This is a genomic window from Streptomyces tubercidicus, from assembly GCF_027497495.1.
Taxonomy (GTDB): domain Bacteria; phylum Actinomycetota; class Actinomycetes; order Streptomycetales; family Streptomycetaceae; genus Streptomyces; species Streptomyces tubercidicus.
The window spans coordinates 4,050,683-4,077,535 of sequence record NZ_CP114205.1 but is presented as its reverse complement, the minus strand read 5'-3'; the positions used below and the strand labels follow the sequence as shown (position 1 = coordinate 4,077,535).

Below are 26,853 nucleotides of genomic sequence, written 5' to 3'. Positions count from 1 at the left end.
TTTTCGCATGGATTTCCTGCGCCGGGAGCGGCGAATCGTGGCATTGTCGTCAACAAGACTCCGGAAGGTCCGTAATGACCCGGATGCCCGCTCGCACATGCCGTGCGACGCATGAGCGGGCATGATCTCCAAACGGGTGGACAGGCGACAGAGAAGACACGGGGGACCAACCCCCAAGCCCCGGACACGCCACCGAGGAGGAGGATCCCGTGACCCGCAAGAAAAGCGTGCGCGCCGCGACCGATACGGCCAAGGACAGCGTGCGGCACGCCGCGGAGGTGGTGGCTCCGTATGCCGGTACGGCCAAGGAAGCCGCCGTGCACTTCGCTCACGAGGCCCGCACGCGAGCGGCTCCCAAGGTGACCGAGGCCGCTCATCAGGCACGTGTGCAGTACGACGCGCATCTGCACCCGCGTATCGAGCACGCCCGTGGCACGCTGCCGCCCAAGGTGGACGCCGCAGCGACCCGGGCTGCCTGCCGGACCCGTAAGGCGGCCCGCCAGGCGGCCGACTACACCGCACCGCGGCTGGAGCACGCGGTGACCCACGCCCGCGCCGCGGCCGAGCCGGTGCGCGAGGAGGCTCTGGCCCGCGGTACCGCCGCGCTCGCCGCGCTCCGCGGCCAGGTGACCGCCGCCGAGATCGCCAAGCTCCAGAAGAAGCACAGCCGCCGCGCCAAGTGCGGCAAGCTCGCCAAGCGCCTCACCGTACTGGGCATCCTGGCCGGCGGGGCGATCGCCGCCTGGAAGTGGTGGGACAAGCAGGCCAACCCGGACTGGCTGGTCGAGCCCCCGGCGCCCACCGAGGTCAGCGACCGCGGCCGGCTGAGCGCGGTCGACGGCAGCGAGGGCGCCCCCCTGGACCCCGACGTCCAGGCCAAACAGACCGAGGCCGACGAACGCCGCGGCGGCAAGGCCTGACACCGGAGCCCCGGCAGGCTCACCCGCCGGACCCGTGACACCTTGACCGGGCCGGGCCCGTCCCCCTTCACCGGGGTGACGGGCCCGGCCCGGCCGCGTATGGCCGATGGCCGACGCCCGGCACCGAACATCCCTACGCCAAGGGAGCCATATAGGCCCGTCGTATCCCTCCCAAGAGGGAGGGCAGTGGGGCCGCGCGGCGGATGTGAGTGACGCACGCCCGCTGAATGATCGTTCCTGTCCGAACACGCGACCGGAAGGAACGATTACGTGCGGAGAAGATCTCTCGCGCCCTTGTTGGCTGTCGGTGTCACGGCGCTGCTGGCTCCCGCGCTCGCCACCTCCACGGCCACCGCCGCCGCGGCCGCCACCCCGTCCGCCGCCAAGGGCGCGCTGGACCGTTTTGTGCAGCAGAAGCCGCAGTGGAAGCGGTGCCAGGCCAAGTCTCCGGCGGAGTTCGAGTGCGCCAAGATCAAGGTGCCGCTGGACTACCGGGCCCCCGGGGGCAAGCGGATCGACATAGCCATATCCCGGATCAAGAGCACCGCGCCCGGTAAGCGGCACGGTGTTCTGCTCTCCAACCCTGGCGGCCCGGGGGCATCGGGGCTCTACATGCCGCTCAGCATGCAGGATCAGCTCCCCAAGTCCGCACAGCAGAAGTACGACCTCATCGGCTTCGACCCGCGCGGGGTGGGACAGAGCAGCCCGGTCTCCTGCGGTCTGGGGTCGAAGGAGCAGACCTGGCTGCGGCCGTACAAGAAGGAGACCTTCGCCAAGGACGTCGCCTGGGCACGCGACCTCGCGCAGAAGTGCAAGAAGAAGGCGGGCGACCGGCTCCCGCACATCACCACGCGCAACACCGCGCGTGACATGGACCTGATCCGGGCGGTCCTCGGTGAGAAGAAGATCTCGTACGTGGGGTACTCGTACGGCACCTACCTGGGCACCGTCTACACCCAGCTCTTCCCGGGCCGGACCGACCGGTTCGTGCTGGACAGCGCGGTCGATCCGGCGCGCGCCTGGCGAGGGATGATCCAGTGGTGGGCGGAGGGCGCCGAGCCCGCGTTCGACCGGTGGACCGAGTGGGCCGCCGAGCGTTCGGGCAAGTACGGCCTCGGTGACACCCCGAAGAAGGTCGACCGGACCCTCTGGGACCTGGTCGCACAGGCCGACGAGAAGCCCATCAAGCTAGAGGGGCGGTCGGTCAGCGGTGATGACGTCCGCAGCGGAATGCGCCAGGGGGTCTTCACCCCCAAGGAAGCCACCGAGGGAGTCGTGGAGCTGAAGAAGGCCGCGGCCGGCAAGCCCGTCTCCGGGAAGAAGCTCGCGCCCTTCGCCCGATCCGAGGGGACCACCGGGGCGACAGCCGCCGCTGCCGAGGAGCCGGCCGACAACGGATCGGCAAGCTTCTGGTCCGTGGTGTGCGGCGACAACTCGGCCGCGTGGTCCCGCGATCCGGAGAGCTACCGCCGGGACGCCATCAAGGACAAGGGCCGTTACCCGCTCTTCGGTGACTTCGCGTCCAACATCAAACCCTGTGCCTTCTGGGGCAAGTCCGCGGAACCGGCGACCAAGGTGAACCACAGGGCCGACGCCCTGATCGTCCAGAACGAGTGGGATCCGCAGACCCCGCTGCCCAGCGGTCAGGCCCTGCACGCCGACCTGAAGGGCTCGAAAATGCTCACCGTCCTGGGCGGCGAGGGCCATGCCGTCTACCCGAACGGCAACGCGTGCACGGACGGCACGGTCAACACCTACCTGCTCACCGGCACGCTCCCGGCGAAGGACGTGACCTGCAAGGCCAAGGCCGACTCCCACGCGGCGGAGCGGAAGAACCAGAAGCGGGACCTGCTCCCCGGCTCTCCGCTCCCGCAGCGGGCCCCGGACCGGTTCTGAGCCCGGTCGTCCTGCCCCTCACGGCATGACCCACTGCCGCATGACCCGTTGAAGAGCGGCGGGACCTCCCTGCGGGGTCCCGCCGTGCGCACACGGGCGCACCACATGCGCGCCAAAAATGCCCCCTGAAACCGCGTTTCCGCAGTACAGGGGGCATTTGATGAGTGGAGCCTAGGGGAGTCGAACCCCTGACATCTGCCATGCAAAGACAGCGCTCTACCAACTGAGCTAAGGCCCCTTCGCGCACCAGGGTACCCGGTGTCCGGCCGCTTTCCCGACCGGGTATCGCCGCGGACCGTTGCTCTCCGTAGGATGCTTCGCGAGATTCGCGGCAGCGAAGCGATCGGGGAGACAGGGGAGACGGTATGGACTCAGCACAGCAGGAAGCCACCGCGCGGGCCCGGGAGCTGCAGCGCAGTTGGTACGGGGAGCCTCTGGGTGCGCTGTTCCGCCGTCTCATCGACGATCTCGGCCTGAACCAGGCCCGGCTGGCCGGTGTGCTCGGGCTGTCCGCCCCGATGCTGTCCCAGCTGATGAGCGGGCAGCGCGCGAAGATAGGCAACCCGGCCGTGGTGCAGCGGGTGCAGGCGCTGCAGGATCTGGCCGGCCAGGTCGCCGACGGCAGCGTCAGCGCCGCCGAGGCCACCGACCGCATGGAGGAGATCAAGAAGACGGCGGGCGGCTCGGTGCTCAACAACACCGCGCAGCAGACGTCGTCGACGGGGGCGACCACGGTGCGGCGCGTGGTGCGGGAGATCCAGTCGCTGCTGCGGTCGGTCGCCGACGCCGGGGACATCATCGATGCGGCGAACACCCTCGCCCCGGCTCACCCCGAACTGGCAGAGTTCCTCCGGGTCTACGGTGCCGGCCGCACCGCGGACGCGGTCGCCCATTACGAGGCGCACCAGAGTTAGCCACAGGGGACGTCGCAGGTTCGGACAGCGGACGGGGCGCAATGGGTGAGGTCTTCGCCGGTCGGTATGAGCTGATCGACCCGATCGGCCGGGGTGGGGTCGGCGCGGTCTGGCGCGCCTGGGACGCCCGGCGCCGCCGCTACGTTGCCGCCAAGGTGCTGCAGCAGAGCGACGCGCACACCCTGCTGCGCTTCGTCCGCGAACAGGCGCTGCGGATCGACCATCCGCATGTGCTGGCCCCGGCGAGCTGGGCCGCGGACGACGACAAGGTGCTGTTCACCATGGACTTGGTGAACGGTGGCTCGCTGGCGCATCTGATCGGCGATTACGGCCCGTTGTCGCCCCGGTTCGTGTGCACTCTGCTGGATCAGCTGCTGGCCGGGCTGACCGCGGTGCACGCGGAGGGGGTGGTGCACCGTGACATCAAGCCGGCGAACATCCTGCTGGAGGCCACCGGCACCGGGCGGCCGCATCTGCGGCTGTCCGACTTCGGCATCGCGATGCGCAAGGGCGAGCCACGGCTCACCGAGGCCAACTATGTGGTGGGCACGCCCGGTTACTTCGCTCCCGAGCAACTGCTGGGCGCCGAACCCGACTTCCCCGCCGACCTGTTCGCGGTCGGCCTGGTCGCGCTCTATCTGATCACCGGCACCAAGCCGGACGCCGAGGCGATGAGCCGGCATTTCACCGGGCACGGCATCCCGAACGCGCCCGAGGATGTCCCGGAGCCTCTGTGGCAGGTGCTGGCGTCCCTGGTCCACCCGGATCCGGACGCGCGGTTCAAGACGGCCACCGGGGCGCGTAAGGCGATTCTGTCGGCGGTCGAACTGCTGCCGGAGGCGACGATCGAGGAAGAGATCGTCGAAGTCTTCGACCACATAGGGCCGCTGCCGTCCGGCTTCGGGCCGGACGGGCCGCTGCGTACCCGTGACGCGGCGGGGCCCGCGACGGCCGGGGCCACCACCGGCACCGGGGCCACCGGGCAGGTCTCCATGTCGGACACCGGCAGCTTCCAGCTCGCCCCGCCGGGGCCGAGCACTCCGCCGACACCGGCCCCCGCACCGGCACCGGCCCCGACACCGCCCCCGACGCCTGCGCCCACACCGATGCCGATGCCGATGCCGATGCCGATGCCGATGCCGGGCACCACGTCCACGGGCCACGGCAGTACGCCCACCGGCCACGGCCACCCCACCACGGGCCACAGCGGCGCCTTCACCGGCCACAACGGCACGCCCACCGGCCACGGCGTCACGCCCACCGGCCACAGCACGCCGTCCGCCCCGCCCGCCTCGTCCGGGATGCCCCTCTCATCCGGGATGCCCCCGACACCACCCCCACCCCCCGCGCCCGCCTACGAGCCCACCGCCGCCGTCCCCCCGGAGCGGTCCGCGACCCGCCCCTACACGGCAGGCCCGTTCCCCGTCCCCGGGCAGCCCCCGGCAGGCGCCTCCGTCACCGTTCCGGCCACGGCACACCCCGCCCTGTACAGAAAGCCGGGACCGCCCCCGAAGGTCGCGGTCCCCGTACTGATCGTGGCGCTGCTGTGCATCGCGGTCGGCGTCTGGGCACTGATCGCCGCCTGAGGCACCGCCACGGGCCGGTCGGAGCCGAGGGGCACCCGACCCCTGGGAGCCCGCTACCAGCCCTGTGGCGGCCCGAATTGGCGGTTCTGCGGCGCGTGTTGGGTCGGATCCGTCGACTGCCCCGGCAATGAGGGCCGACCGCCCGGCCCGGCCACCGCCCCCGGCCCGGCGGGCGTGCCCGCCGCCCTGGCCGCGGACCGCCGCGCCACCAGCGTCCACGCTCCCAGCCCCATCAGCAGCACCACACCCGTCCCGATACCGGTGTAGGCCACCGTCATCAAGGTGCCGCTCTTCGACGCCTCCTGGGCGGTCTGGCCCTTCCGCGCCGTCTCCCGGTCCTCGGGCGTGAGGGAGAAGACGCTGGTCGGCTCGGCATAGCCGGGCCCGGCCTTGGCGGTGCCACGGACATCCACCCGGAGGGTGAGCTCCGCGCCCTTGGGGAAGTACTGCACGGAATCGGGGTGCAGGCTCACCGCGAGGTAGTACCAGCCCGCGAACCGCATCGCGTTGACCGAGCCGGTCGTGTCGAAGCGGTTGCCGTAGTCGACGGGCGCGGTGAACTCCTTGGCGGCGGCCGGCTTCCCGGTGTACGAGACGAAGCTGGGGTCGCCGACCGCACCGCGCGCCGGGTTGTAGACGCCCAGTCCGAGCACCCTGGGGAGGAAGGCGGAGGCGCGGGACGAGGTCGCGTTCGGCAGCTCGGCGCTCAGGTTGAGCCGCTGTCCCCAGTCCACCGGTACGCGGTAGAAGCGCGTCTCGCCCGGCCTGATCCGGTCCCGCCAGACACCCGTGTCGACCGAGCCCGCGTCATTGAAGCCGGTGCCGCCCTTGGCGCGGTGCTTGGTGGGGTCCGTACGCGGTGCCGGTGTCGCGGTGCTCCAGGTGCGCTGTCCGGGCTTGGCGGGGGTACTGCCCTCCAGCGGGGGCTCGTTGAGGTAGTTGATCTCCAGCGGCCAGGTGTCGCGGCCTGAAGTGGCCGATCCCTCACGGCTGATGACGAGGTAGTACGGACCGGCCTTCTGGCACTCCGTACGGTCGGCGCCGATGCGGCGGGTGACGTAGTCGGCGATTGGATACGCCATGCCGCCGCCGTTGAAGGACGGCCGCGCCTCCGAGCCGCAGGTCGCGCCGCTGCTGTCCTGGACGCTGAGGGTCAGCTTGTCGCCGTAGTCCGCGACCTTGGTGCCGGGTGCGGGCGCCGCGACGGCCGAGAAGTACGCGCTGCTCCTGGCATCCAGATTGACGGCGTACCACTTCTGTTCACCGCGCTTGATGGAGTCGGTGTGCAGGCCGGGCTTGAGCGGTGGTGCGTCCGCGGATCCGGCGGTGCCGTGGATCTTCGTGGCGCCCTCCGCCATGCGGTAGCGGGGAACGTCTTCGGCGGAGGCCACGCCCACCGTCCCCGGCAGGATCGGCACCACGGCGAGCGCCGCCAGCACGGCTATGCCCCTGTACGTCGTGCGCCCCGTCACCACGAGCCACCCCTCATCGGATCCGAATTCCCGCCGCCACACGTCCTGTGGACCATCCTCCACCGCCACCCGGCCTCCCGTCCGCCGAGGCGCCGGAATCGCCGGGGAGGCATCGGCCGCACCCCGTGGCGAACCCGACCTGGGGGCTCCTCAGCGGATGTTCCACGTGAAACGTCAGCCCCGTCGACCACCGCACGGCACCCGAGCCCTTGATACCCGCCCCATCGAGCATGATTTGCCATTGCAAGCAAATAGTGTGCTATAGCAAACCCGAGTCCGCCCCAGACGCACGAAACCCCGACCGCCCGGAGGCAATCGGGGTCCGTACGAACCTGCTGTGCGTTGAGGGGTCTCAGACACCCGAACCTGCGGGCACGGAGTCGGTCGCCTCCGTCCACAGATCCTGCTCGGCGCGATCCGCCTGGATCTGGCGGTACACGAGGAGCCCGCCGATGGCGGCCAGTGCGACCAGGAGAAGCTTCTTCACCGCGCGACCTCGTCTTTCGTTGACGTAGGGGACCTATGTCGGCCGATGATACACACCGACCGATACCGATCGGTTACCTAGCCCGCGGTCGGCAACACCTCTTCCGAGGCACGCACCGCGAGCCAACTTCCGCCTCCGTACAACGAATCGGCCCGGCCGGGGAGTTCCCCGGCCGGGCCGATTGTGCAGTGCGGCTACCAGGACTTGAACCTGGGGCCTCTTCCTTATCAGGGAAGCGCTCTAACCGTCTGAGCTATAGCCGCGCGCTCGCTGCACCAGAAGATTAGCGCACTTCAGAGGCGTTCCCAAAATCGGTTCACGGGGCCTCCCGAACGCCCTCCCACGAGGGACTTCACTCGTCCTCGGCGAGCGTGAGCTCCACGCCCCCGACGAACCCGGCCGACAGGTTGTAGATGAAGGCACCGAGCGTGGCCAGGGCCGTCGCCAGCACCACATCGATCACCGCGATGATCGAGGTGAACAGCAGCACCCGCGGCAGCGACAGGAACGACTGGAGATCGAAACCGGCACCGTCACTGGAGCCGGTGGCCTCGCTGATCGTCGCGCCGACCGTGGTGAAGACGCCCATCGCGTTCATGACCATCCACAGCACCGCGACGGCCACGACCGTGCAGATGCCCAGCGCGATGGAGAGCAGAAAGCTGACCTTCATCACCGACCAGGGATCGGCGCGGGCCACCCGCAGCCGGGCCTTGCGGGTCCTGGGGGCCGTGGTGGCGCCCGTACGGGGCCGGCGCACCGCCTGGCCGCCGCTCTGCCCGTCCTCGGTGGCATACGCCTGAGGCGGCTGATACGGCTGCTGTGCGCCGCTCCCGGCCTTCTCCTGGGGCTGCGGCTGCGGCTGTCGGGTATCGGTCACGGGTCCCCCTTGATCTGAGCCCTCGTCCCGGGGGCCGGTGTCGGAAACGGCGGAGCCACGGGCGCTGTCCTCCGTCACGGTCGCGGGTTTGGACGAGGAGCCCTTCTCAGCTCCCGATCCACCCGCCGCAGCGCCCGTGGCTCCACTCACGCTCTACTCCTCGTGTTACTCCGCCGTGGGCTGCTCGCCCTCGGTCTCCGCGGGTCCGGCCCCCTCCGCCGCAGCGGTCTCGTCGGGCTCGTCGCCCCCGTCGACCTCTTCGGCTTCGCGGCTGGCCTCGGCGTTCCATGCGATACCGACGACGGCATCACGCTTGCCCAGGTTGATCAGTTGGACACCCATGGTGTCACGGCCCGTTTCGCGCACCTCGTTGACCCGCGTGCGGATCACGCCACCCCCGAGCGTCACCGCGAGGATCTCATCCGTCTCCTCGACGACCAGCGCGCCGACCAGCGAACCCCGGTCCTCCACGATCTTGGCGGCCTTGATGCCCAGACCGCCGCGGCCCTGGACGCGGTACTCGTCGACCGCGGTGCGCTTGGCGTAGCCGCCGTCCGTGGCGGTGAACACGAAGGTGTTGGCGCGGACCACGTTCATCGAGAGCAGCTCATCGCCCTCGCGGAAGCTCATGCCCTTCACACCGGACGTGGCCCGGCCCATCGGGCGCAGCGCCTCGTCCGTCGCCGTGAACCGGATCGACTGGGCCTTCTTGCTGATCAGCAGCAGATCGTCGTTCTCCGACACCAGCTCGGCGCCGATCAGCTCGTCGTCCGTGCCGTCCTCCTGCTCGCGCAGGTTGATCGCGATGACACCGCCGGAACGGGGCGAGTCGTAGTCCTTCAGCGGCGTCTTCTTCACCAGACCGGCCTTGGTGGCGAGCACCAGATACGGCATGGCCTGGTAGTCGCGGATCGCCAGGATCTGCGCGATCTGCTCGTCCGGCTGGAAGGCGAGGAGGTTGGCCACATGCTGACCCCGCGCGTCCCGTCCCGCGTCGGGGAGTTCGTACGCCTTGGCGCGGTAGACCCGGCCCTTGTTCGTGAAGAACAGCAGCCAGTGGTGGGTGGTGGAGACGAAGAAGTGGTCGACGATGTCGTCTTCCTTGAGCTTGGTGCCCCGTACGCCCTTGCCGCCGCGCTTCTGCGAGCGGTAGTCGTCGGTCTTCGTCCGCTTCACATAGCCGCCACGGGTGATCGTGACGACGATGTCCTCCTCGGCGATCAGGTCCTCGATGGACATGTCGCCCTCGAAGGGCACCAGCTTGGAGCGCCGGTCGTCGCCGAACTTCTCGACGATCGCGGCGAGTTCCTCGCTGATGATCTGGCGCTGCCGCTCCGGGGAGGCCAGGATCGCGTTGTACTCGTTGATCTTGCGCTGGAGCTCGTCGTGCTCGGCGGTGATCTTCTGGCGCTCCAGGGCGGCCAGCCGGCGCAGCTGCATCTCCAGGATCGCGTTCGCCTGGATCTCGTCGATCTCCAGCAGGCCCATCAGGCCCTCGCGCGCGACGTCGACCGTCTCACTGCGCCGGATCAGCGCGATGACCTCGTCGATGGCGTCCAGCGCCTTGAGCAGACCGCGCAGGATGTGCGCCCGCTCCTCGGCCTTGCGCAGCCGGAACTTCGTCCGGCGGACGATGACCTCGATCTGGTGCGTCACCCAGTTACGGATGAAGGCGTCCAGCGAGAGCGTGCGCGGCACCCCGTCGACCAGCGCGAGCATGTTCGCGCCGAAGTTGGTCTGCAGATCGGTGTGCTTGTAAAGGTTGTTGAGGACGACCTTGGCGACCGCGTCCCGCTTGAGGACGATGACCAGCCGCTGGCCCGTACGGGAGGAGGTCTCGTCGCGGACGTCCGCGATGCCGCCGACCTTGCCGTCCTTGACCAGGTCGGCGATCTTCTGCGCGAGGTTGTCCGGGTTGACCTGGTACGGCAGTTCGGTGACCACCAGGCACTGGCGGTTCTGGATCTCCTCGACCTCGACCACCGCGCGCATCGTGATCGAGCCACGGCCGGTGCGGTAGGCCTCCTCGATGCCCTTGCGGCCCACCACCAGCGCACCGGTGGGGAAGTCCGGGCCCTTGATCCGCTCGATCAGGGCCTCCAGCAGCTCCTCACTGGACGCCTCCGGGTGCTCCAGCGCCCACTGGGCACCGGCCGCGACCTCGCGCAGGTTGTGCGGCGGGATGTTGGTGGCCATACCGACCGCGATACCGGCCGACCCGTTGATCAGCAGGTTGGGGAAGCGCGCCGGCAGGACCGTCGGCTCCTGGTTACGGCCGTCGTAGTTGTCCTGGAAGTCGACGGTCTCCTCGTCGATGTCCCGGAGCATCTCCATCGACAGCGGCGCCATCTTGCACTCGGTGTACCGCATGGCGGCCGCCGGGTCGTTGCCCGGGGAGCCGAAGTTGCCGTTGGAGTCGACCAGCGGCATCCGCATCGACCAGGGCTGCGCCAGACGCACCAGGGCGTCGTAGATCGAGGAGTCGCCGTGCGGGTGGTATGTACCCATGACGTCGCCGACGACGCGGGCGCACTTGTAAAAGCCCTTCTCCGGGCGGTAACCGCCGTCGTACATCGCGTACAGGACGCGGCGGTGGACGGGCTTGAGGCCGTCCCGGACGTCCGGCAGCGCACGCGAGACGATGACGGACATCGCGTAGTCGAGGTAGGAGCGCTGCATCTCCGTTTCGAGCCCGACGGGCTCGACGCGCATCCCGACGCCTTCGATGGCGGCGGGCGCGCCCTCGGCGGTCACGCCGTCCGGGGTCACAGGGGGGTTCTCGTCGGCCATGGTGGTTCAAAGTCCTTTCGAGCTGCGGCTGTTGTACGGGCCGACAGGGCTCAGATGTCGAGGAAGCGGACGTCCTTGGCGTTGCGCTGGATGAACGAGCGGCGCGCCTCGACGTCCTCGCCCATCAGCACGGAGAACAGGTCGTCCGCGCGGGCCGCGTCGTCCAGGGAGACCTGGCCGAGGACCCGGTGATCGGTGTCCATGGTCGTCACCCGCAGCTCCTCGGCGTTCATCTCACCGAGACCCTTGAACCGCTGGACCGAGTCGTCCTTGATCCGCTTGCCGTTCTGCTTGCCGAGCTCGATCAGCGCGTCCCGCTCCGGGTCGGAGTAGGCGTACTCGAAGTCGTCCCGGCCCCACTTGATCTTGTACAGCGGCGGGCGGGAGAGGTAGACGTGCCCGGCCTCGACCAGCGGCCGCATGAAGCGGAAGAGGAAGGTGAGCAGCAGGGTGTTGATGTGCTGACCGTCGACATCGGCGTCCGCCATCAGGATGATCTTGTGATAGCGGAGCTTCTCGATGTCGAAGTCCTCGTGCACGCCCGTGCCGAACGCCGAGATCAGCGCCTGGACCTCGTTGTTCTGCAGGATCTTGTCGACCCGGGCCTTCTCGACGTTGAGGATCTTGCCTCGGATCGGGAGGATCGCCTGGTACTCCGGGTTACGGCCGGACTTGGCCGAGCCGCCGGCGGAGTCACCCTCGACGATGAAGATCTCGCACTTGGCCGGGTCGTTGGACTGGCAGTCGCTCAGCTTGCCGGGCAGCGACGCGGTCTCCAGCAGCCCCTTACGGCGGGTCAGATCGCGCGCCTTACGGGCCGCCACGCGCGCGGTGGCCGCCTGGATGCCCTTGCGGATGATGTCCGCGGCCTCGTTGGGGTTGCGGTCCAGCCAGTCGTTGAGGTGCTCGTGGACCACCTTCTGCACGAAGGTCTTGACCTCGGTGTTGCCCAGCTTGGTCTTGGTCTGGCCCTCGAACTGCGGCTCGGCGAGCTTGACCGAGATGATCGCCGTCAGACCCTCGCGGATGTCCTCACCCGTGAGGTTGTCGTCCTTCTCCCGCAGCAGCTTCCGGTCGCGCGCGTAACGGTTGATCAGGCCGGTCAGCGCGGCGCGGAAGCCCTCCTCGTGGGTACCGCCCTCATGGGTGTGGATGATGTTGGCGAAGCTGTAGACACCCTCGCTGTACTGGGTGTTCCACTGCATCGCGAGGTCGACGGAGAGGTTCCGCTCCTTGTCCTCCGCCTCCACCGAGACCACCGTCGGATGCACCAGCTCGCCCTTGCGGGAGTTGAGGTACTTCACGAAGTCGACGATGCCGCCCTCGTAGTGGTACCGCACCGACAGCGGTGTGCCGTCCTCCTCCACGTGATCCGGGCGCTCGTCCTTGAGCGAGATGGTCAGCCCCTTGTTGAGGAACGCCATCTCCTGGAAGCGCCGCGACAGCGTCTCGAAGCTGTAGGTGGTGGTCTCGAAGATCTCGCCGTCGGCCCAGAAGGTGACCGAGGTGCCGGACTCCTCGGTGGCCTCATGCTTGGCCAGCGGGGCGGTCGGCACACCCTGCTTGTACTCCTGGGTCCAGCGGAAGCCGTCCGTACGGATCTCCACCGCGACCCGCTGCGACAGCGCGTTCACGACGGACACACCCACGCCGTGCAGACCACCGGAGACCGCGTACCCGCCGCCGCCGAACTTGCCGCCCGCGTGCAGGACGGTCAGCACGACCTCCACGGCCGGCTTGTTCTCGGACGGCACGATGCCGACGGGGATACCGCGGCCGTTGTCGACGACGCGCACACCGCCGTCCGCCAGGATCGTCACCTCGATGGTGTCCGCGTGACCGGCCAGCGCCTCGTCGACGGAGTTGTCGACGACCTCCTGTACGAGGTGGTGCAGACCGCGCTCACCGGTGGAGCCGATGTACATGCCGGGACGCTTACGGACCGCGTCCAGGCCTTCGAGGACGGTGATCGCGCTGGCGTCGTACGACTTCTCCACCGCGGAGTCGCCCATCGCGACGACAGGAACCTCCTCGTCAGTAGAAGCCGTGTTGTTCTCGTTGAGGTCGCCGGAGTCGGCCACGAAGCGCCCTTTCTGGCACAGCACAAGCCCTTCCGCGCCTGTACGGGTCACCCCAGGTGGACAGGCGGGAGCGGCTGCGTCGTTCGACATGTTCCGCGAGTGGGCGGGATTGCTACCAGTGTACCGGTGGCGCCGACACTCATGGGGGTTTGGAGGTACCTGAGTCGTCATGTGCCGCCCTGAACTGGCGTCCGCCGACTCCCCATATCCGAGACGGGGCCTCAGGACGCTCACGCGGGCACTCAGCGCTTCGGACTGTCAACCGGTGGCTACCGTGAGCGGAGTCTCATCCGCCTCACCCGTATACAGGGGGACTGCGCAGGTCACCCAGGGGGCGCGGGGCTCATCCGTAGGTGTCGCCGGGGCCCTTGCTCCCCGGCGCGCGCAGCGATCCATAGCGCCGTGCCGGACCGCCGGGCCCCAGCACCTTGATCACCTTGACGGTGCCGTGCCCCAGGTCCTCGTTGAGGCGGGCCACCAGCGTCGGGGCCAGCAGCCGCAGCTGCGTCGCCCAGGCCGTCGAATCGCACTGCACCGTCAGCACCCGGGCGTCCTCGTCGTACTTCTGCGGCTCACAGTGCTGCGCCACCTCGGGCCCGACCAACTGCGGCCAGCGCCCCATCACCCCGCCGACCGCCGCCGGGGTCTCCCAGCCGCGCTCCGTGATCAGCCGGTTGATCGCCGCGCCGAGCGGCAGCGGATCGCGGCCGTCCGCCCGCGCCCCCGAACGCAGCCCGCCACGCCGGGCCTGCTTCTTCTGCTGCGCGGCCGCGCCCCGCGCCCGCGCCTGCTCCTTGGCGGCCACCAGCGCCTGACGGGCCAGATCCACCCCGGAGAGCTCCGGCGGCCGGGGCCGGTCGGGCTGCTCCTCGCTCATGGGGTCACCTTCTCGACGGCGCCGCCGGCCACCGCGAAGCGCGCCCCGGCCAGCACGCCCGGCACATCGTCGTCCACCGCGGCCGTCACCAGTACCTGCTCGCCCGGGGCCACCAGCTCCGCCAGCCGCTCCCGGCGCCGCGCGTCCAGCTCCGCGAAGACGTCGTCCAGGACCAGGACCGGTTCATTGCCCTCGGCCCGCAGCAGGTCGTACGAGGCCAGCCGCAGCGCCAGCGCATACGACCAGGACTCGCCATGGCTGGCGTACCCCTTCGCCGGGAGCTGGCCCAGCTTGAGCACCAGATCGTCGCGGTGCGGGCCCACCAGCGTCACCCCGCGCTCGATCTCTCCCTTGCGGGCCTCGCCGAGCGCCGCCAGCAGCACGCCGTACAGCTCCTCGCGGCTGGTGGCGTCGGCGAGCGCCTCGCCCGCCGAGCCGCGGTACTCCAGCGCCAGCGGCCCGCCGCCCGGCGCCAGCTGTTCATACGCCTTGTCCGCGAGCGGCCGCAGCGCGGCGATCAGATCGAGCCGCTGCGCCAGCAGTTCGGCGCCCGCGCGGGCCAGATGCTGGTCCCATACGTCGAGCGTGGACAGATCCATCTGCCGGCCGCCGTGCCGGCGCGCCAACGCGGCGGTTTTCAACAGGGTGTTGCGCTGCTTGAGGACCCGGTCGTAGTCCGAGCGCACCCCGGCCATCCGCGGCGACCGCGCGGTGATCAGCTCGTCCAGGAACCGCCGGCGCTCCCCCGGATCGCCCTTGACCAGCGCCAGATCCTCCGGCGCGAACAGCACCGTCCGGACGATCCCCAGCACGTCCCGCGGCCTGACCTGCGACGACCTGTTGATCCTGGCGCGGTTCGCCTTGCCCGGGTTGAGCTCCAGCTCGATCAGCTGCTGCCGCTCGCCCTGGACGACCGCGGCCCGGACGACCGCCCGCTCGGCGCCCATCCGCACCAGCGGGGCGTCGGAGGAGACCCGGTGGCTGCCGAGCGTGGCGAGATAGCCGACCGCCTCGACCAGATTGGTCTTGCCCTGGCCGTTGGGGCCCACGAAAGCCGTGACGCCCGGATCGAGCGGCACCTCGACCCGGGCGTACGAGCGGAAGTCGGCGAGGGACAGATGCGATACGTGCATGGCTGAGCGCCGACCTCCCCCGGCTGCTGCGTGCTGTTGCTGCCTGATGCTGCTGGTTGCTGTGGTGTGTGCGGTGTCCGCTACTTCTTGCTCTCGACCGCGTGGCCACCGAACTGGTTGCGCAGCGCGGCGATCATCTTCATCTGCGGGGAGTCGTCCTGCCGGGACCCGAAGCGCGCGAAGAGCGAGGCGGTGATCGCGGGCAGCGGCACGGCGTTGTCGATCGCGGCCTCGACGGTCCAGCGGCCCTCACCGGAGTCGGCGGCGTACCCGCGCAGCTTCTCCAAGTGCTCGTCGTCGTCGAGGGCGTTGACGGCCAGGTCGAGCAGCCAGGAACGGATGACCGTGCCTTCCTGCCAGGAGCGGAAGATCTCCCGCACGTCCGTGACGGAGTCGACCTTCTCCAGCAGCTCCCAGCCCTCGGCGTAGGCCTGCATCATCGCGTACTCGATGCCGTTGTGGACCATCTTCGCGAAGTGGCCGGCGCCGACCTTGCCGGCGTGCACCGCGCCGAAGTCGCCCTCCGGCTTGAGGGCGTCGAAGATCGGCTGCACCTTGGCGACATCGTCCTTGTCGCCGCCGTACATCAGCGCATAGCCGTTCTCCAGGCCCCAGACGCCGCCGGAGACACCGCAGTCGACGAAACCGATGCCCTTGGCCTTCAGCTCCTCGGCGTGCTTCTCGTCGTCGGTCCAGCGGGAGTTGCCGCCGTCCACGACGATGTCGCCCGGGGAGAGCAGCTCGGCCAGCTCGTCGATCGTGGCCTGGGTGGCAGCACCGGCCGGCACCATGACCCAGACCACCCGCGGACCCTTGAGCTTGTCCACAAGCCCCTGGAGGCTGTTGACATCCGCCAGGTCCGGGTTGCGGTCGTAACCGACGACGGTGTGGCCGGCGCGGCGAATGCGCTCGCGCATATTGCCGCCCATCTTGCCGAGACCGACGAGACCGAGCTCCATCAGAGACCCTCTTTGCACGTAGTCGTTGCTGGTGTACCCGGGACCGAGCCTACGCCCGCAGGTCCGCGCACACCTGTGGGCTCAGCCGCTCATCAGGGGCCCGTCAGCCGGTCGCCCCAAGGCCCGTGGCCGGTGCCGCTGTCCGGCGCTCCACCGGACAGCGGCGACGGGATGCCGCCACCCGCGTGACGCGCGCTCCCGGGCGTCAGCCCGACAGCCGCACCGGCATGATCAGGTACTTGTACGCGTCGTCCGCCTCGGCGTCCTTGGCCGGCCGGCCGCTCAGCAGCGCGGGCTTGGTGGACGTCGTGAAGGACAGCTGCGCCACGGGGGAGTCGATGGCCGACAGGCCCTCCAGCAGGAAGCCGGGGTTGAAGGCGATCGAGATGTCGTCGCCGTCCAGGTCGGCGTCGACCCTCTCCACAGCCTGTGCATCGTCGCTGGAGCCGGCCTCCAGGATGAGCACACCCTGCTCGAAGCTCAGCCGGACCGGGGTGTTCCGCTCGGCCACCAGCGCCACACGCTTGACGGCCTCGACGAACGGGGCGGTCTCGATCACGGCGACCGAATTGAACTCGGTCGGGAAGAGCGTGCGGTACTTCGGCAGATCGCCTTCCAGCAGCCGGGTCGTCGTGCGGCGACCTGCACCCTCGAAACCGATCAGGCCCTCGCCCTGCCCGGAGCCGGACAGCGCCAGCGTGACGGTGTCGCCGCTGCTCAGGGACTTGGCGGTGTCCAGCAGCGTCTTGGCGGGGACCAGCGCGACCGCGGAGGCGTCCGGGCTCTCCGGCTTCCACAGGAACTCGCGGACCGCGAAGCGGTAGCGGTCGGTGGAGGCCAGGGTGACCGTGTCGCCCTCGATCTCGATCCGTACGCCGGTGAGCACCGGGAGGGTGTCGTCACGGCCGGCGGCGATGGCGACCTGGGCGGCGGCCGCGGCGAAGACCTCCCCGGGGACGGTGCCGGTGGCGGTGGGCATGGTCGGCAGGGCCGGGTACTCCTCCACAGGCAGTGTGTGGAGGGTGAACCGCGAGGAGCCGCAGACGACGGTGACCCGGACACCGTCGGTGGAAATCTCCACCGGGCGGTTGGGGAGCGCACGGCAGATGTCGGCGAGCAGCCGGCCGGAGACGAGGACCGTGCCCTCCTCTTCCACCTCCGCGTCCACCGAGACCCGCGCGGAGACCTCGTAGTCGAAGCCGGAGAGGCTCAGCGTGCCGTCCTCCGTCTTCAGCAGCAGGCCCGCGAGGACGGGCACCGGCGGACGGGCCGGGAGGCTCTTGGCCGCCCAGGCCACTGCCTCCGCGAGTACATCGCGCTCCACCCGGATCTTCACCGGAAACCGCCTCCTGCTGTTGCTGGCTCTTCGCCCTGCTGGCCTTCGTCGTCGGCTGGGTTGCCGGAGACCAGTCTGACGCACGCCACCGACAGTCGGTGCGGCTCGGGGTCAAGTCGGCTCGACCGCGGTCGGACGCTCGGCGGCCAACTTGTGCACAGGCCCCGTTTCCGAGCGAGTTCCCCGGTAGATATCCGTGGTCGTAGTAGTAGGGGCTGTGGAAACCGTGGACAACCGCTTTTGCGCAGGTCAACGCGGATTTTTTGTCCACCGCCCCTGTGGGTGGCGGCCGTGGATAAGCGGGCGGATCTGTGGACCGCCGGAAGTTCTGCACACCCGATGCACAGGGGACGGGTACTTCTCCCCAGTGCCATCCCCAGCTTTACCCAGGTTCCCCACAGCCCAACCGACCAACTTGGTGTGACCGCTTTCACTCGGCCCGGTGAGAGCGGGTGTCGTGTTGCCGAACAGTGGACAGCGGTGTGGAGAAGCTGGGGATTGCTGGGGACAACAGCGGCTTGCCTGTGGGCGGGCGGTGGACAAGACGACGGCCGCCCTGTGGACGAATCCGCTGTCCACAGCCTGTGGAGGAAGGTTGACCACAAATCCACACGCGGCTGACCTCCTCCGATGCTCCGTCAGCAGACCGGCCTGTGGATCCCACAGGGATAACTTTCCCCTCCCCAGGATGTGGACGGAAGATTCTTGCCCAATCTGTGGAGGGAGGCCGTGACCCGCCGCGGAATCGAACACGGTTGGCGCGCTCCACAGGTTTGGGACGACGGCGGGACGTATCGGAGCGGGACTTCGGGCGGGTCGGGACGGGTCCGGGAGAGGCACGTACGGGGAGCGGCGGCGTTCGGCAGAAGGCCGCTGAGAGAAGTTGGGAGGACGCGGGGAGCGGTGAGGCCGGGGTGTTCGCTGGGCGGCGGTCCCCGGATGACGAAGGGCGCTCCGGGAACGGGTCCCGGAGCGCCCTGGGCGTCCTGTGGGCCGGCCTCAGCCGTTCTTGATGCGGTTGGTGAGCTCGGTGACCTGGTTGTAGATCGACCGCCGCTCGGCCATCAGCGCGCGGATCTTCCGGTCGGCGTGCATCACGGTCGTATGGTCCCGGCCGCCGAACTGCGCCCCGATCTTCGGCAGCGAGAGATCGGTCAGTTCGCGGCACAGATACATGGCGATCTGGCGGGCGGTTACCAGGACGCGGCTGCGCGAGGAGCCGCACAGATCGTCGATGGTCAGCCCGAAGTAGTCCGCGGTCGAGGCCATGATCGCGGTGGCGGTGATCTCCGGCGCGGCATCCTCGCCGCCGGGGATCAGATCCTTCAGCACGATCTCGGTCAGCCCCAGGTCCACCGGCTGCCGGTTGAGCGAGGCGAACGCCGTGACCCGGATCAGCGCGCCCTCCAGCTCACGGATGTTGCGCGAGATCCGGGACGCGATGAACTCCAGCACCTCCGGCGGCGCGTTCAGCTGCTCCTGCACCGCCTTCTTCCGGAGGATCGCGATCCGGGTCTCCAGCTCGGGCGGCTGGACGTCGGTGATCAGACCCCACTCGAAGCGGTTGCGCAGCCGGTCCTCCAGGGTGACCAGCTGCTTGGGCGGCCGGTCACTGGAGAGCACGATCTGCTTGTTCGCGTTGTGCAGCGTATTGAAGGTGTGGAAGAACTCCTCCTGCGTCGACTCCTTGCTCGCCAGGAACTGGATGTCGTCGACCAGGAGGATGTCCATGTCGCGGTAGCGCTTACGGAACGCGTCCGCCTTGCCGTCGCGGATGGAGTTGATGAACTCGTTGGTGAACTCCTCCGAGCTCACATACCGCACCCGCGTGCCCGGATACAGGCTCCGCGCGTAGTGCCCGATCGCGTGCAGCAGGTGGGTCTTGCCCAGCCCCGATTCCCCGTAGATGAACAGCGGGTTGTACGCCTTGGCCGGTGCCTCGGCGACGGCCACCGCGGCGGCGTGCGCGAAGCGGTTGGAGGCACCGATGACGAAGGTGTCGAAGAGGTACTTCGGGTTCAGCCGCGCGGTCGGCTCGCCGGGGCCGGTCGCCGGCGCGGGCTGCGCGGCGAGCGGGCTGGGCGCACCGCTGGGCGCGGGAAGCACGGCGCCGGGCCCGGCTCCGGGAGTGCCCGAGCGCCCGGTGTGCCCGCCGGGCTGGTGCTCGGAGAGGTCGCGGCGCGGCTGGTCATAAGGGGAGCGCGGACCGTCCGAGTGCTGTGGCGGCCCATTGCGGTCGGGTGCCTGCGCACGGTAGTCGTTCGGCCGCTGCTGATGCTGCGAGACATGGGACGACGGGGAGGCGTACGGGTCGCGCTCCGGGTAGCCGCCGAGGTGCTGCTGCTGCCAGCCGTAGTCGTCGCGCGGACCGTGGCCGCCGCCCATCTGCGGCCAGCCGCCGGGCTCGTGCCGGGGCTGCTGATAGTCCGGATAGGCGGGCCGGACGCCGGGCAGGTCGTCGCCCTGGTGTCCGTAGCCCGGCCGGCCGTCGTGCCGGGAATCGTGCCGGGTTTCGTAGCCGTCGTACGCATCGTGTTGCTGCTGAGACTGATGCGTCTGCTGGTGGTGCGGGGGGTGCTGCTGGGACGACTGGTGCTGCGGTGTGGGCGGAGCGGGCGGCGTGGGCTGCGCCGCGGGCTCCTCGGCGGAGTCGTCAACGGTGATCGCGATCCGGATCGGGCGGCCGCACTCATGACTGAGGGCCTCCCCGATCAGCGGCGCCAGCCGGCCTTCGAGCACGCCCTTGGCGAATTCATTGGGGACCGCGAGCAACGCGGTGTCGGCGACCAGCGCCAGCGGCTGGGTGCGCTTGAGCCAGTCCTGGTCCTTGGGCTTGAGGCCGTCGGCCTCCGCACGAAGGAGATGATCGAGCACGCGGGGCCACACTGCGGCAAGATCGGCAGGTACATCAGCCACAGGGCACGCTCTCTCACAGTCCCACGAATGTGTGATTCTCAGGACGGGCGGGAAGGAATCGAAGTTCCGTCACGGTAGTCAGGGCGGGCCTGGGGATTCAAGTTGTTGTCCACAGGCTGTGCATAGTGTGTCCTGACAAGGGGCCGGCGGGCGATGCCGAGGAGCCAGTTTGACCGGATGGCGTAGCCGCGCGTACCGTGACCAGGTCGAGTTGTCGATGGCTGCTGCCGCCTGCCTCCGATGGGCAAAGATCACGCTCGAAGTGATCGTGTAGCGGTGCACTTAGGCGTTGCGAGCTACTCGTGGGCGCACGGTGACAGCCAGTCGACGCCCCACATCTGTCTCTCCTGAGACAACAAGCATTCCTGGAGCCCCCGAGTGAGCAAGCGCACCTTCCAGCCGAACAACCGCCGCCGCGCGAAGACCCACGGCTTCCGTCTGCGCATGCGGACCCGTGCCGGCCGCGCGATTCTCGCGTCCCGCCGTGGCAAGGGTCGCGCCCGCCTGTCGGCCTGAGCAGCAACCTAGGTCCATGACGTGCTGCCTACCGAGTATCGGCTGAGGCGGCGCGAGGACTTTGCGACCGCGGTACGCCGGGGACGCAGGGCCGGGCGCCCGCTCCTTGTCGTTCATCTTCGAAGCGGTGCAACGGACCCGCACGGGTCGGGGGAAAGCGTTCCCCCGGCACGTGCGGGTTTCGTCGTGAGCAAGGCAGTTGGCATCGCTGTCGTGCGCAACAAGGTCAAGCGCAGGCTGCGCCATCTCATGCGCGATCGGCTGGACCGGCTGCCCACCGGTAGCCTGGTTGTCGTACGGGCCCTGCCCGGCGCGGGTGAGGCGGATTACGACCAGCTGGCCCGCGACCTGGATGCCGCCCTTCAGCGGCTGCTGGGAGGGGCGCCGAGAGGCTGCAATCCCCCGGGGGCCGCGACCGACGGCGGCTGCGCCTCGGGCCCCCGGAGCCCCGGACGGGACCCGGGAGGGAGCGCTCAGTGAAGTACCCGCTGCTGCTGTTGATCAAGATCTATCAGTGGACCATCAGCCCCCTGCTGGGACCGGTCTGCAAGTACTACCCGTCGTGCTCGCACTATGGCTACACGGCCATCGACCGGCACGGCGCGGTGAAAGGGACCGCGCTGACAGCCTGGCGCATCCTGCGATGCAATCCGTGGTCGCTCGGTGGCGTCGACCACGTCCCTCCCCGGAAGCGTCCGGTTTGGCATCAGCGGCTGAGGAGCCGCCTGGGCGGGCCCACCGTCCCTGAGCCTGTCGCCCAGCCCGAGACTCAGCCCAACGCCCAAGGAGCCTGATTCGTGGACACGATCCTCAGTCCCCTCTATATCGCTGTTTCCTGGATCATCGTCCAGTTCCACTCGTTCTACAGCCTGATCTTTGACAAGGACAGTGGCGCGGCGTGGGGTCTGTCCATCGTCTCGCTGGTGGTGCTGATCCGTATCTGCCTGATCCCGCTCTTTGTGAAGCAGATCAAGTCGACGCGGAACATGCAGGCGCTCCAGCCGAAGATGAAGGCGATCCAGGAGCGCTACAAGAACGACAAGCAGCGCCAGTCCGAAGAGATGATGAAGCTCTACAAGGAGACGGGCACCAACCCGCTCTCGAGCTGTCTCCCGATTCTGGCCCAGTCGCCGTTCTTCATCTCCCTGTATCAGGTTCTGAACCACATCGCCCAGAACAAGGTGGTCGGCGTCATCGACCAGCCGCTTCTGGAGAGCGCGCAGAAGGCCCATATCTTCGGTGCCCCGCTGGCGGCGAAGTTCATGGACAGCGCGGAGAAGATCCAGAGCCTGGGCGCTTCCGTGGTCGACGTCCGTGTGGTCACGATCATCATGATCGTCCTGATGTCGGCGTCGCAGTTCTACACGCAGCGCCAGCTGATGACCAAGAACGTCGACCTCACGGTGAAGACACCGTTCATGCAGCAGCAGAAGATGCTGATGTACGTCTTCCCCATCATGTTCGCCGTCTTCGGCATCAACTTCCCCGTCGGTGTTCTCGTCTACTGGCTGACCACCAACGTGTGGACCATGGGCCAGCAGATGTTCGTCATCCGTCGTAACCCGACCCCCGGCAGCAAGGCCTTCGAGGAGCGCCAGGAGCGGCTGCGGGCCGCGGGCAAGATCGTCGAGGCCCCGGCCGAGATCGCCGCGAAGCAGGCCGCCGAGGAAGCGCGCCAGAACCGCCAGCAGCCCAAGCGCCAGACGAAGAGCAAGCGGCAGACCGGCGGTGCTCCGGCCGGTGGCGCGCAGAACCGTACGCGTGCCGGATCGGCATCGGGTGGCTCGGGCTCCGGTCAGGGTGCTGCGAAGAAGCAGTCGCTGGAGAAGAAGGACACGCAGGACGGCAAGGGCAAGGACGGCGCCTCCGCGTCCCGCACCACCAAGTCCGGACAGCGCAAGGGCCAGCAGCGCCCCAAGCACCCGACCAAGAAGTAAGAAGGAGTCCTTTCGTGACGGACACGACCCCTGCCACCGAGGGCACCGACACCCTGACCCGCCTGGAGCAGGAAGGCGAGATCGCGGCCGACTACCTTGAGGGTCTGCTGGACATCGCCGACCTCGACGGTGACATCGACATGGATGTCGAGGCCGACCGCGCGGCGGTGTCGATCATCAGCGACTCGACCAGCCGTGACCTGCAGAAGCTGGTGGGCCGGGAGGGTGAAGTGCTGGAGGCGCTGCAGGAGCTGACCCGGCTGGCCGTGCACCGTGAAACCGGTGACCGCAGCCGTCTGATGCTGGACATCGCCGGCTTCCGGGCGCGTAAGCGTGAGGAGCTCTCGGAGCTCGGCGCGAAGGCGGCGGAGGAGGCCAAGGGCACCGGACAGCCGGTGAAGCTCGACCCGATGACGCCGTTCGAGCGCAAGGTCGTCCACGACGCGGTGGCGGCCGCCGGACTCCGGAGCGAGTCCGAGGGCGAGGAGCCGCAGCGTCGAGTGGTCGTTCTCCCGGCCTGACCGGTCAGCGCTCCCGTTTTTCTTTGGCCCCGTCTGCTCGCAGGCGGGGCCAAAAGTTGTCAGCGTTCTGTGTTATCCCGGGGCATAGCCCGGGTTCCCGGCAGAGATAGCAGTCCAGAGGAAGGGCGGTTCCCGTGACGGAGGAAGCAGCGGAGCTCCCTCCTGCGCCGAAGGCGGCGGAGGAGGTATTCGGTGAGCGCTTTCCGGAAGCCGTGAGGTACGGCGAACTGCTCGCCGACGCCGGGGTGAGGCGTGGGCTCATCGGCCCGCGCGAGGTGCCGCGGCTGTGGGAGCGGCATCTGCTGAACTGCGCGGTGCTCTCCGAGGTGGTGCCCGAGGGCGTCTCGGTCTGTGACGTGGGCTCGGGTGCGGGGCTGCCCGGAATCCCGCTGGCTCTGGTGCGCCCGGACCTGAGGATCACGCTGCTGGAACCGCTGCTGCGGCGTACGAACTTCCTTCAGGAGGTCGTCGAGCTGCTCGGGCTGGACCATGTCACCGTTGTGCGTGGCCGGGCCGAAGAGGTCATGGGCAAGCTCCCTCAGGTGCATGTGGTCACGGCGCGTGCCGTTGCTCCGCTCGACCGGCTGGCCGGCTGGGGTGTGCCGCTGTTGCGTCCCTACGGCGAGATGCTGGCGCTCAAGGGCGATGCCGCGGAGGAGGAGCTCAAGGGGGCTCGGGCGGCGCTGAGCAAGCTCGGCGTGGTGGAGACCTCGGTGGTGCATGTGGGCGAGGGCGTGGTGGATCCGCCGTCGACCGTGGTGCGGGTCGAGGTCGGCGAGAGCCCCGGCGGTGTGCGCTTTGCGGCCAAGCGGGCGAAGGCGGCCCGGGTGAGCCGTGCGTCGAGGGGGCGCCGACGCTGATGCTCTACTGCCGGTGCGAGAGCGGCCGGCAGTGAGATGAGGGCATGCCGTTCCGCGAAATGCGGGACGAGCGAATTCCGTAAATGCCATCAAAACGAGACAAGACGGAGTGTCGCGGCTCATTCAGGCGCGACGCTGGCATCGTGTTTCACGTGAAACGTCGTTCTCTGCTGCAAGGGATCATCGACCGTGGTCGTGCGGCCGCCGCGCCGCGCGACCCTAGACCCACAAGGGTCAGCGAAGTATCCACAGAAGTGGATTCGTCCACAGGAGAACGGACCTCACTGGTTCACGGCACCGAAAGCATGGCAGGCTCTGAACATTGCGAGCCTGATGTCGAGGAGAGTGAATCCTTGCGGTCCGACGCCAACATCGCGGGACCGATGACCGATCCGGTCCCCGGTCCCCGTAGCGAGTCGTACGGGGACGACGTTTCACGTGAAACGCCGCCCCCGATGGACGACACCCCGATCGGTCGTGCAGCTCAGCTTGCGGTGGAGGCACTTGGCCGCGCGGGTGAGGGGCTGCCCCGGCCTGAACAGACTCGGGTCATGGTGGTTGCCAACCAGAAGGGCGGGGTCGGCAAGACCACGACCACGGTGAACCTGGCGGCCTCATTGGCCCTGCACGGGGCCCGGGTTCTGGTGGTCGACCTCGACCCCCAGGGCAATGCGTCCACGGCGCTGGGGATCGACCATCATTCCGAAGTGCCGTCCATCTACGACGTGCTGGTGGACAGCAAGCCGCTCTCCGATGTGGTGCAGCCGGTCGTGGATGTGGAGGGCCTGTTCTGTGCGCCCGCCACGATCGATCTGGCCGGTGCCGAGATCGAGCTGGTCTCGCTGGTGGCACGAGAGAGCCGACTGGACCGTGCCATCAAGGCGTACGAACAGCCGCTGGACTACATCTTCATCGACTGTCCGCCGTCCCTTGGCCTGCTGACGGTCAACGCTTTGGTCGCCGGCGCCGAGGTGCTGATCCCGATTCAGTGTGAGTACTACGCGCTGGAGGGGCTGGGACAGCTGCTCCGGAACGTCGATCTGGTGCGGGGCCATCTCAACCCCAAGCTCCATGTCTCGACGATTCTGCTCACCATGTACGACGGACGCACCCGGCTGGCATCCCAGGTCGCCGATGAGGTGCGCAGCCACTTCGGCCATGAGGTGCTCCGTACGAGCATCCCCCGCTCGGTGCGCATCTCCGAGGCACCCAGCTATGGGCAGACGGTGCTCACCTATGACCCGGGATCCAGCGGCTCGCTTTCCTATCTCGAAGCGGCCCGGGAGATCGCCTTGCGTGGGGCCCCGCAGACCGGGGGCCAGGGCCTCAGCGTCAACTATGAAGCACAGCACAGCATCTCGGAGGGGAATCAGTGAGTGAACGACGTAGAGGCCTGGGCCGTGGGCTCGGTGCGCTGATCCCCGCGGCACCGCAGAGCACGGATCATGCCGGGCCGGCAGGACAAGGAGCGACGTCACCGTCGTCCGTACCGGTCCTGGCCCCGGAGCGCGGAGTGGCCGCCGCCAAGGTGGCGTCGCTGCCGACGCACGGTGTTTCACGTGAAACGGAAGCACCGGCCGCGACGGACGCATCGGCGGCGGGCGTCTCGGAGGTGTCCGGCGCGCACTTCGCCGAGGTGCCGCTGGACGCGATCAAGCCGAATCCGCGACAGCCGCGCGAGGTCTTCGACGAGGACGCGCTTGCCGAGCTGGTCACCTCCATCAAGGAGGTGGGCCTGCTCCAGCCGGTGGTGGTCCGCCAGACGGGTCCGGGGCGGTATGAGCTCATCATGGGTGAGCGCCGCTGGCGGGCATGCCGTGAGGCCGGGCTGGAGAAGATTCCCGCGATCGTGCGGGCCACGGACGATGAGAAGCTGCTGCTCGATGCGCTGCTGGAGAATCTCCACCGGGCCCAGCTCAACCCGCTGGAAGAGGCAGCCGCCTACGACCAGTTGCTGAAGGACTTCAAGTGCACGCATGACGAGCTGGCCGACCGCATCGGGCGTTCGCGCCCGCAGGTCTCCAACACGTTGCGGCTGCTGAAGCTCTCGCCGTCCGTGCAGAAGCGGCTTGCCGCGGGGGTGCTCTCCGCGGGACACGCTCGTGCTCTGCTCTCCGTGGAGGACTCGGAAGAGCAGGACCACCTGGCGCGCCGGATCGTGGCGGAGGGGCTCTCGGTCCGTTCCGTCGAGGAGATTGTGACGCTCATGGGGTCGAGCCCCCAGAGCGCGAGCAAGGCCAAGGGGCCCCGTGCCGGCACCCGGGTGTCCCCCGCGCTCACGGGTCTCGCCTCCCGGCTGTCCGACCGCTTCGAGACCCGGGTGAAGGTCGACCTGGGACAGAAGAAGGGAAAGATCGTCGTTGAGTTCGCCTCGATGGACGATCTGGAGCGCATTCTCGGCACGCTCGCCCCGGGTGAGGGGCGCGTCCTGGGCCAGTCGCTGGCCGAGGAGAGCGACGAAGAGGAGTGAGCTGACGCTCTCGGCTCCTGGGCGGGCCGTGTTCCGGAGCCCATACCGGAACACGGTCCGCCCTTTGCGCTCTTGCGGTACCCGCGCCCGTAAAGGGTGGATACGATGCGTTCGGGTATGGCACGCATCCATGTGGAGACATCTCACACCGAGGAGAGGGCCATGCGATCGGTGAGCCGCACCGGACTGCTGGCAGCGGGATTCGGTCTCGCAGCCGTCGGAGGGTTCGTTGGTGGTCTGCTCAGAGAGCAGGTGGCGCTGACGGCGCTTCGAGGTGTGGCAGGCGAGGAAAGCGAGGACCT

At 68.9% G+C, this 26,853-nt stretch carries 21 protein-coding genes, 2 tRNA genes and 1 pseudogene; 12 read left to right on the top strand and 12 right to left on the bottom strand.

Translation table 11 applies throughout. The features are described 5' to 3' along the window. Positions 1-209 precede the first annotated feature (209 nt). Together STRTU_RS17715 and STRTU_RS17710 are read left to right on the top strand one after the other, a co-directional pair. Positions 210-920: a DUF5324 family protein gene (locus STRTU_RS17715; protein ID WP_159744482.1), complete on the top strand. Its 711-nt coding sequence runs from the start codon at positions 210-212 to the stop codon at positions 918-920. Between the two features lie 270 nt (positions 921-1,190). Then, positions 1,191-2,816 (top strand): alpha/beta hydrolase, encoded by a 1,626-nt coding sequence (locus tag STRTU_RS17710; protein WP_159744481.1) that lies wholly within the window; start codon positions 1,191-1,193, stop codon positions 2,814-2,816. 165 nt (positions 2,817-2,981) lie between these two features. Here the strand turns inward: STRTU_RS17710 and STRTU_RS17705 are convergent. Beyond that, positions 2,982-3,054, bottom strand: a tRNA-Ala gene (locus STRTU_RS17705). A gap of 127 nt (positions 3,055-3,181) precedes the next feature. On the opposite strand from STRTU_RS17705, the gene STRTU_RS17700 reads away from it, so the two are divergent. Continuing rightward, positions 3,182-3,730 carry a helix-turn-helix domain-containing protein gene (locus STRTU_RS17700; protein WP_018092082.1) on the top strand — a complete coding sequence of 183 codons (549 nt, stop codon included), beginning with the start codon at positions 3,182-3,184 and terminating at the stop codon, positions 3,728-3,730. Between the two features lie 41 nt (positions 3,731-3,771). Continuing rightward, the gene (locus STRTU_RS17695) at positions 3,772-5,316 is read left to right on the top strand and encodes a serine/threonine-protein kinase (RefSeq protein WP_159744479.1); all 1,545 of its coding nucleotides are present in this window, start codon (positions 3,772-3,774) and stop codon (positions 5,314-5,316) included. A gap of 53 nt (positions 5,317-5,369) precedes the next feature. Here STRTU_RS17695 and STRTU_RS17690 read toward each other — a convergent pair whose 3' ends face one another. From STRTU_RS17690 to dnaA, 11 genes are all read right to left on the bottom strand, one after another. Further along, a complete protein-coding gene (locus tag STRTU_RS17690) occupies positions 5,370-6,791 on the bottom strand; it encodes a hypothetical protein (protein WP_159744477.1) in 1,422 nt (473 codons plus the stop codon). A gap of 349 nt (positions 6,792-7,140) precedes the next feature. Next, positions 7,141-7,275 carry a DLW-39 family protein gene (locus STRTU_RS17685; RefSeq protein ID WP_003958712.1) on the bottom strand — a complete coding sequence of 45 codons (135 nt, stop codon included), beginning with the start codon at positions 7,273-7,275 and terminating at the stop codon, positions 7,141-7,143. A 189-nt stretch (positions 7,276-7,464) separates the two neighbouring features. Continuing rightward, positions 7,465-7,538 (bottom strand) — tRNA-Ile (locus tag STRTU_RS17680). 89 nt (positions 7,539-7,627) lie between these two features. Then, a complete protein-coding gene (locus STRTU_RS17675) occupies positions 7,628-8,305 on the bottom strand; it encodes a DUF3566 domain-containing protein (RefSeq protein ID WP_159744475.1) in 678 nt (225 codons plus the stop codon). Between the two features lie 15 nt (positions 8,306-8,320). Beyond that, on the bottom strand, positions 8,321-10,945 hold the full coding sequence (gene gyrA / locus STRTU_RS17670; protein ID WP_159744473.1) for a DNA gyrase subunit A: 2,625 nt from the start codon (positions 10,943-10,945) through the stop codon (positions 8,321-8,323). A 50-nt stretch (positions 10,946-10,995) separates the two neighbouring features. Next, positions 10,996-13,050 (bottom strand): DNA topoisomerase (ATP-hydrolyzing) subunit B, encoded by a 2,055-nt coding sequence (gene gyrB, locus STRTU_RS17665; protein WP_159744471.1) that lies wholly within the window; start codon positions 13,048-13,050, stop codon positions 10,996-10,998. Positions 13,051-13,369: 319 nt separating this feature from the next. Continuing rightward, positions 13,370-13,903 carry a DciA family protein gene (locus tag STRTU_RS17660; protein WP_127152033.1) on the bottom strand — a complete coding sequence of 178 codons (534 nt, stop codon included), beginning with the start codon at positions 13,901-13,903 and terminating at the stop codon, positions 13,370-13,372. Further along, the gene (gene recF / locus STRTU_RS17655) at positions 13,900-15,036 is read right to left on the bottom strand and encodes a DNA replication/repair protein RecF (RefSeq protein ID WP_159744469.1); all 1,137 of its coding nucleotides are present in this window, start codon (positions 15,034-15,036) and stop codon (positions 13,900-13,902) included. The genes STRTU_RS17660 and recF overlap by 4 nt, the downstream gene beginning before the upstream one ends. Positions 15,037-15,116: 80 nt before the next feature. Further along, on the bottom strand, positions 15,117-15,995 hold the full coding sequence (gene gnd, locus STRTU_RS17650; RefSeq protein WP_159744467.1) for a phosphogluconate dehydrogenase (NAD(+)-dependent, decarboxylating): 879 nt from the start codon (positions 15,993-15,995) through the stop codon (positions 15,117-15,119). Between the two features lie 205 nt (positions 15,996-16,200). After that, entirely contained in the window at positions 16,201-17,331 is a 1,131-nt protein-coding gene (gene dnaN, locus STRTU_RS17645; RefSeq protein WP_030075713.1) for a DNA polymerase III subunit beta, read from the bottom strand. Positions 17,332-18,330: 999 nt separating this feature from the next. After that, a complete protein-coding gene (gene dnaA / locus STRTU_RS17640; RefSeq protein WP_159744466.1) occupies positions 18,331-20,247 on the bottom strand; it encodes a chromosomal replication initiator protein DnaA in 1,917 nt (638 codons plus the stop codon). Positions 20,248-20,625: 378 nt separating this feature from the next. Here dnaA and rpmH point away from each other — a divergent pair, with 378 nt between their 5' ends. From rpmH to STRTU_RS17600, 8 genes and pseudogenes are all read left to right on the top strand, one after another. Continuing rightward, positions 20,626-20,763, top strand: coding sequence for a 50S ribosomal protein L34 (rpmH, locus tag STRTU_RS17635; RefSeq protein ID WP_003949374.1), 138 nt, complete (start codon positions 20,626-20,628; stop codon positions 20,761-20,763). A 21-nt stretch (positions 20,764-20,784) separates the two neighbouring features. Next, positions 20,785-21,153, top strand: a pseudogene (gene rnpA / locus STRTU_RS17630) (ribonuclease P protein component); the annotation flags it as partial. 86 nt (positions 21,154-21,239) lie between these two features. Then, positions 21,240-21,557, top strand: a complete 318-nt coding sequence (gene yidD / locus STRTU_RS17625; protein ID WP_006604423.1) for a membrane protein insertion efficiency factor YidD — start codon at positions 21,240-21,242, stop codon at positions 21,555-21,557. A gap of 3 nt (positions 21,558-21,560) precedes the next feature. Beyond that, positions 21,561-22,700 carry a membrane protein insertase YidC gene (gene yidC / locus STRTU_RS17620; RefSeq protein ID WP_159744462.1) on the top strand — a complete coding sequence of 380 codons (1,140 nt, stop codon included), beginning with the start codon at positions 21,561-21,563 and terminating at the stop codon, positions 22,698-22,700. Between the two features lie 14 nt (positions 22,701-22,714). Then, a complete protein-coding gene (locus tag STRTU_RS17615) occupies positions 22,715-23,221 on the top strand; it encodes a Jag family protein (RefSeq protein ID WP_159744460.1) in 507 nt (168 codons plus the stop codon). Between the two features lie 134 nt (positions 23,222-23,355). Next, positions 23,356-24,081, top strand: a complete 726-nt coding sequence (gene rsmG, locus STRTU_RS17610; RefSeq protein WP_159744458.1) for a 16S rRNA (guanine(527)-N(7))-methyltransferase RsmG — start codon at positions 23,356-23,358, stop codon at positions 24,079-24,081. Positions 24,082-24,386: 305 nt separating this feature from the next. Further along, on the top strand, positions 24,387-25,457 hold the full coding sequence (locus tag STRTU_RS17605; RefSeq protein ID WP_159747029.1) for an AAA family ATPase: 1,071 nt from the start codon (positions 24,387-24,389) through the stop codon (positions 25,455-25,457). Then, positions 25,454-26,551: a ParB/RepB/Spo0J family partition protein gene (locus tag STRTU_RS17600; RefSeq protein WP_159744456.1), complete on the top strand. Its 1,098-nt coding sequence runs from the start codon at positions 25,454-25,456 to the stop codon at positions 26,549-26,551. The genes STRTU_RS17605 and STRTU_RS17600 overlap by 4 nt, the downstream gene beginning before the upstream one ends. Positions 26,552-26,853 lie beyond the last annotated feature (302 nt).